Origin of the sequence: Mesorhizobium sp. BAC0120, assembly GCF_033542235.1 — a bacterium.
Classification (GTDB): domain Bacteria; phylum Pseudomonadota; class Alphaproteobacteria; order Rhizobiales; family Rhizobiaceae; genus JAWRCU01.
Map to the genome: position 1 here is coordinate 722,346 of NZ_JAWRCU010000002.1, position 6,305 is coordinate 728,650.

4 protein-coding genes are annotated in these 6,305 nt (G+C 63.2%); 2 read left to right on the plus strand and 2 right to left on the minus strand.

Features of this window, described 5'->3' with window-relative positions; all coding sequences use genetic code 11:
* Positions 1 to 30 precede the first annotated feature (30 nt).
* Entirely contained in the window at positions 31 to 540 is a 510-nt protein-coding gene (locus tag SAZ10_RS06905; protein ID WP_318608443.1) for a metallophosphoesterase, read from the plus strand.
* A 181-nt stretch (positions 541 to 721) separates the two neighbouring features.
* Here SAZ10_RS06905 and SAZ10_RS06910 read toward each other — a convergent pair whose 3' ends face one another.
* On the minus strand, positions 722 to 1,882 hold the full coding sequence (locus tag SAZ10_RS06910) for an efflux RND transporter periplasmic adaptor subunit (RefSeq protein ID WP_318608444.1): 1,161 nt from the start codon (positions 1,880 to 1,882) through the stop codon (positions 722 to 724).
* Between the two features lie 14 nt (positions 1,883 to 1,896).
* Positions 1,897 to 5,040, minus strand: a complete 3,144-nt coding sequence (locus tag SAZ10_RS06915) for a multidrug efflux RND transporter permease subunit (protein ID WP_318608445.1) — start codon at positions 5,038 to 5,040, stop codon at positions 1,897 to 1,899.
* Positions 5,041 to 5,344: 304 nt separating this feature from the next.
* On the opposite strand from SAZ10_RS06915, the gene SAZ10_RS06920 reads away from it, so the two are divergent.
* Positions 5,345 to 5,962 (plus strand): TetR/AcrR family transcriptional regulator, encoded by a 618-nt coding sequence (locus SAZ10_RS06920; RefSeq protein WP_318608446.1) that lies wholly within the window; start codon positions 5,345 to 5,347, stop codon positions 5,960 to 5,962.
* Positions 5,963 to 6,305: the final 343 nt, after the last annotated feature.

A 6,305-nucleotide genomic window follows, 5' to 3' on the forward strand; every position in this document is an offset into this window, starting at 1 on the left:
CCAAGGTGCCGGCCGAAACGGAGAATTCGGTTGCTTTGCTTCACCAGCGATACGCATTTCGGTGATCCCCGCGTGCTGGCGCTCGATCGCCGCCCGTTCGCTTCGGTTCGCGAGCATGACGAGCAGCTGATCGGGTTCTGGAACGAGATCGTCGCGCCAGGCGACGAGATATGGCACCTCGGCGATTTCGCCCGTGCTGGTCCTCAATCCGGAATTGAGGAGCTTCTGGCGCGGCTGAACGGCAGAAAAAACCTCATCATCGGCAACAATGACGATGCGGCTACGGTCGCGGCCGCCGGTTGGTCGAGCACACAGCACTATGCCGAACTTTCTGTGGACGGAAAGCTGCTGATTCTGTGCCATTACCCGTTTCTGACCTGGAACCAGATGGGCAAGAAATCGATCGATCTGCACGGTCATTCACATGGCCGCTTGAAGGGCAACTCCAGGCAATATGATGTGGGTGTCGATGTCTGGAATTTTCGCCCGGTGACTCTCGAGCAGTTGCTGGCTCGCGCTGCCGAACGCACAAGAACCTAGCGCATTCTGCTTTAGATTGACTGAGCTTCGCCCTCTCCCTTTCAAAATCTACCGAAGGGGGGGCATTCAGCTCACCGCAAATCGCCAACGTTGCAGATTGGCGGAGGCGCAAAATGCCAGGCATTTCTGCCTCAGCCAATCTCCAAACTGGGCGAGTTGCGGCGAGCCGCGTGGAACCCGGCTACGATTGCGGCTTCGCTTGCTCCTGCATCGGCTGCACCGGCGCACCCGGAAAGATCTTCTGCAGGTTGCCCGCGATGATCTGGTCGCCTTCCGTGACGCCGGACGCCAGCACGACGAGATCGCCTTCGGCGGGCCCCAGCGACACCAGGCGCTGCTCCACGACATTGCCCTTACCGACGACATAGACATATTTGCCGAACTGACCGGAGCCGAGCGCCGTCTGCGGCACCATCAGCGCATCCGGCTGCTGCTTTATGAGCAGGCGAACGCGGACATACTGGCCGGGCAGGAGCGTCAGGTCATTATTGTCGATCGTCGCACGCGCGACGATGGTTCCTGTGGAGCGCTCGACCGAATTGTCGATGAAAGTGACTTCGCCGCGATGCCGTGGCTTGTCCTCGCCGGGCAGGAACACTTCCGCTTCCACCTTGCCCTTGGCAAGCGCCTTCTGGATCTCGGCGAGGTCGGTCTCGCTGGGATTGAAGGTGACGTAGATGGACGAAAGCTGCACGAGATTGTTAAGCGGCGTGCCTGCGGTGCTGCTCACCAACGTGCCTTCGGGCGCCCTGTTGCGGCCAAGCCGGCCGGCAAAAGGCGCGCGGATCTCGGTGTTCTTGAGGTTGAGCTCGGCCGTGCGCACAGCCGCGCGCGACATTGCGAGCGCTGCCTCGCCTTGCTTCACGGCGCTGGTGCGCTGGTCGAAGGTGTCTTTTGCCAGATAGCCGCTGCTGGTGAGCTCGTTGCCCCGATTGAGATTGCTGCGCAGATAGTCGAGCGAGGCTTCGTCGCGCTGAACCTGTGCCTTGGCAAGGTCGAGCGCTGCCTCGAAATCGCTCGGCTCGATCTTGTAGAGGAGATCGCCCGCCTTCACGTCCGTGCCGTCCGGAACCACCTGTTGCTGCAGATAGCCCGACACCTTGGCCTGGAGCGTGACGTCGCGGATCGCTTCGGTGCGCGCCGAATAGTCGAGATAGATCGGGACGGTCTTCTTGACGATGCCGACCACCGGGACAGGCATCGCCTGCTGAGCGGGAGCGGCCGGGGCAGCACCTGCGGCGCCGCCACCGCTGAATTCGATTTCACCGCGGGCCAGCAGATAGGCGCCCGCGAGCGCGACGGTGATGAGGGCCGTGTTGATGCCGAATTTGAGACGACGCATCTTCAACTCCAATTCTATTCGGCGGGTTGGGCGTGCTCGGCGCCACGCATCGGCGTCGAGGACAGGCGTTCCCGCCATTTTTCGAGGACCGCGTAGAAGACCGGCACGAAGATGAGCGTGAGCACCGTTGCAGTGAGCATGCCGCCGAACACGGTCGTGCCGAGCGACTGCCGGCTTGCCGCGCCCGCGCCGGTCGCCTTCATCAGCGGCACGACGCCGAGGATGAAGGCAAAGGCGGTCATCAGGATCGGCCTCAGCCGCAGCCTGGCCGCCTGGGCCGCGGCGGTCACGATGTCTTCGCCTTCCTCGCGCCGCCGCTTGGCGAACTCGACGATCAGGATCGCGTTCTTGGCGGCAAGGCCGATCAGCATCACGAAGCCGATCTGCGAATAGACGTCGACCTGCATGCCGCGGAACCACAGGCCGAGCAGCGCGCCGATGAGGGCGAGCGGCACGGCGAGCAGAACCATGAACGGCATCGACCAGCTCTCATACTGGGCGGCGAGGATCAGGAAGCAGAAAACGATGGCGAGCCCGAAGACGAGGATGGCAATCGAGCCTGCCCTGATCTCCTGATAGGTGATACCCGTCCATTCGAAGGTGAAATCCCTCGGCAGAGCCGTCGCGGCTGCGCGCTGCATCGCAGCGATCGCCTGACTCGAGCTGTAGCCGGGCGCCGCCGCGCCATTGATCAGCGCCGACGGGTAATTGTTGTAGTGGGTGACGGTCTCCGGCCCTGCGATGGGCTTGAGCGATCCGAGCGTGTTCAGCGGCACCATCTCGCCGGCGGAATTGCGCACATATAGACGCGAGATATCGGTGGTCGAAGCGCGCGCGTTCGGGTCCGCCTGCAGCGTGACGCGGAAAGTGCGGCCGAACAGATTGAAATCATTCACGTAAAGCGAGCCGAGATAGATCTGCAGCGTATTGAAGATATCCGGCAGGTTGAGGCCGAGCAGTTTCGCCTTGTTGCGGTCGAGATCGTATTGGAGCTGCGGCGTCGACGTGCTGAAGGTCGTGAACAGCGTGAACGGGTTGATCTCGGGCTGCTTGCGTGCCTCGGCGATCACCGCCTGTGTGGCTTGATCCAGCGCCACGCTGCCGCGGCCGGTCAGGTCCTCGACCTGGAATTCGAAGCCGCCGGTGCTGCCGAGCCCCTGGATCGACGGCGGGTCGAAGGCAAGCACCATGGCATCGGGAATCCCGAACAGGAGATGCTGTGCCTTCTCCCGAAGGGCAGTCGCGCTCTCATCGGGGCCACGCTCGTTCCATGGCTTCAGCACGGCGAACTGGACGCCGGCATTCGACTGGTTGGCGAAGGACAGGAAGCTGAAGCCGACGACCGAACCGACAGATTCGACGCCTGGCAGGGTGCGCAGGATCTCTTCGGACTTTTTCGCCACCGCCTCGGTGCGCTCGAGCGAGGCGCCGTCCGGAAGCTGCAGCACGACGAAGAAATAGCCCTGGTCCTCGACCGGCAGGAAGGTCGAAGGAATGCGCTGGATGAGCATCCAGATGCCGGCGATCGCGGCGACGAAGACCACGAGCAGCGCCCAGCGCAGGCGGATGAGCCCCCTGATGCTGTTGGCATAGACCTCCGCCAGCCAATTGAAGCCGGCATTGAACCAGCGGAACAGGAAGAAAGTCGGCTCGCCGCGGTGGCGCAGGAACGCAGCGCTGAGCGCCGGGCTCAGCGTCAAGGAGTTGAAGGCCGATATGCCGAAGGAGATCGCGACGGTGAGCGCGAACTGGTTGTAGAGCCGGCCGGCCACGCCCGGAATGAAGGCGACCGGAATGAAGACAGCCATCAGCACCGCGGTGGTGGCGATGATCGGGCCCGTCACCTCCGCCATCGCCCTGCGGGCAGCCTGGAGCGGCGGCAGCCCGCCCTCGAGCTGGCGCTCGACGTTTTCGACCACGACGATCGCGTCGTCGACGACGAGGCCGATGGCAAGCACCATCCCGAGCAGGCTCAGCATGTTTAGCGAGAAGCCGAGCAGGTACATCACCGTCAGCGTGGCGATCAGCGACACGGGGATGGCGATCAGCGGGATGATCGTGGTGCGCCAGCTCTGCAGGAAGATGAAGACGACGAATATGACGAGGAGCAAGGCCTCGACCAGCGTCTGGATCACGTCTTCCATTGCGGCCGACACGAAGCGCGTCGTGTCGTAGAACATGTTGTAGCTGACGCCTGCCGGGAAGCGCTTCGACAGCTCGTCCATCTTCGCCTTGACCTGGGTCTGCAGGTCGAGCGCGTTGGAACCCGGGGCCTGCAGGACCGCGAGTACGACGCTCTGCTGGCCGTTAAGGCTGAAGGAGGAAGAATAGAGGAGGGCGCCGAGCTCGATCTTGGCCACGTCGCGCAGCCTGACGACCGCGCCGCTCGCGTGGTCGACGCGCAGCACGATGTCGCCGAACTGGCTGGGATCGGAGAGCCGGCCGACCGCGTTGACCTGCATCTCGAAGGCCGTTCCGGGCGGGGCAGGGGACTGCCCGATCTTGCCGGCCGCGACCTGGATGTTCTGCTCGGAGATGACATTCTGCACGTCGACGGCGGTAATGCCGAGGCTCGCCATCTTGTCGGGATCGAGCCAGACGCGCATCGAATAGCGCCGCTCGCCGAAGAACAGCACGTCGCCGACGCCCGGCACGCGCTTCAACGGGTCGAGCACCTGCAGATAGGCGTAGTTGCTGAGCTGGGTGAAGTCGACCGAATTGTCCTTCGCGCCGATATTCACCAGCACCGTGAAATTCGGGTTCTGCTTGGTGACGGTGACGCCGCTCTGGTTGACCAGCGCGGGCAGCGAAGGGGCCGCCTGAGAGACGCGGTTCTGCACGTCCATCGCCGCGACGTCGATCGGATAGCCGACCTCGAAGGAGATCGTTATGCGTGACGAACCGTCATTGGAGCTCGTCGAGGACATGTAGAGCATGCCCGGCACGCCGTTGAGCTGCTGCTCGAGCGGCGTCGTCACGGTGTCGGCGACGACCTGCGCGCTGGCGCCCGGATAATTGGCGGCGACGACGATCTGCGGCGGGGTGATGTCCGGGAATTGCGCGACAGGCAGCAGGAAGTAGCAGATGCCCCCGGCGAGCACCATGATAATGGCGATCGCCGAAGCGAAGATCGGACGCTGAATGAAGAACCCTACCATCTGTACGCGCCCTCGACGTCGCCCGACCCATGCGAGTGGCGAAAAAGTCCACTGCGCGTGCGTTCCCGCCGCAGCATCTGTCGCCTCCCCGGTCTGCCAAACCCCTGCGCCCCGCCAAAACTCGGAAGTTTCGGACAGGCGCCTCTTGTAAGGAACAATTCGGCCCCGGATGTGGCCTGGGATGCCACTGACGGAATCTTGACTTGGGGCAGCGAATGTTACTAACTAGTCACAACACATGTTACGGGTCGGTAACATTGTCAAGGGCATTCCGGCGTCAAGACCGGGACCGGAGGAAACGATCATGACCATTCCTGCCAAATCGGTCCCCCCGCCACGGGAGCGGATCATCGACGCTGCGCGCGATCTCTTCAGAAAGCACGGCATCCGCGGCATCGGTGTCGACGCGATCGCCGATGCAGCCGGCAGCAACAAGATGACGCTCTACCGCCATTTCGGTTCGAAGGACGACCTCCTCATTGCCTGTATCGAGAAGGCAAGTCTCGAGGCGGAGAGCCTTTGGGAGGAGCTGGAAAAGGCCCACCCGGGCGACGCCGCGGCCCAGCTCCAGGATTGGGTGAGGCGTGCGGGCGAGTTCGTCACCGTCGACCATGGCAATTGCGAGCTGCTCGATGCCGCGGCCCAGTTGGTCGAGAGCAATCACCCGGCGCACTATCTGATCAAGGAATCCCGAAGGACGCACCGGCTGCGCCTCACGCAGCTCTGCCGCAATGCCGGTATCGCCGAGGCGGAACTGCTGGTCGACGCCCTGACCCTGCTGATCGAAGGCGCGCGGGTAAACTGGCGTTGCGCCGGAGCGGACGGTCCGAGCAGCCGCTTCGTCGAGGTCGCCGAGATGGTGATCAAGGCCTTCATGGACAGACCCGTCAGCTGCGTGGCGCACCGGTTGGAGATGCAGTGAAGTGCGCTCGCACTCGATGATCGCATCGCCGACGCTGGCGTATTTATAGGTGGTCTCCCTGGGAACGTTGCGCGCTGCAGACCCCTCATCCGTCTCGGCGCTGCGCGCCGAGCCAACTTCTCCCACAGGGGGCGAAGGGGGAGCCCGGCATCTGCGTCTCCGCCAAACTCCAGCGTCGGCGATTTGCGGTGACCTAAATGCCAAGCTCCCCCTTCTCCCCTTGTGGGAGAAGCGCAACCATTAGCGGGCGAGATGCTGTTGGGGTGCTTTTCTTATCCATGGAGTGCCGCGCTCGACGACGGCATTGGCGAAGATCAGTAGCTTTCGGGCGCAGGCGATGAGA

Bases quoted from the DNA above. Each gene is read 5' to 3' on its own strand.
- SAZ10_RS06910 (WP_318608444.1), bottom strand. From the start codon at position 1,882: ATGCGTCGTCTCAAATTCGGCATCAACACGGCCCTCATCACCGTCGCG.
- SAZ10_RS06915 (WP_318608445.1), bottom strand. From the start codon at position 5,040: ATGGTAGGGTTCTTCATTCAGCGTCCGATCTTCGCTTCGGCGATCGCC.
- SAZ10_RS06920 (WP_318608446.1), top strand. From the start codon at position 5,345: ATGACCATTCCTGCCAAATCGGTCCCCCCGCCACGGGAGCGGATCATC.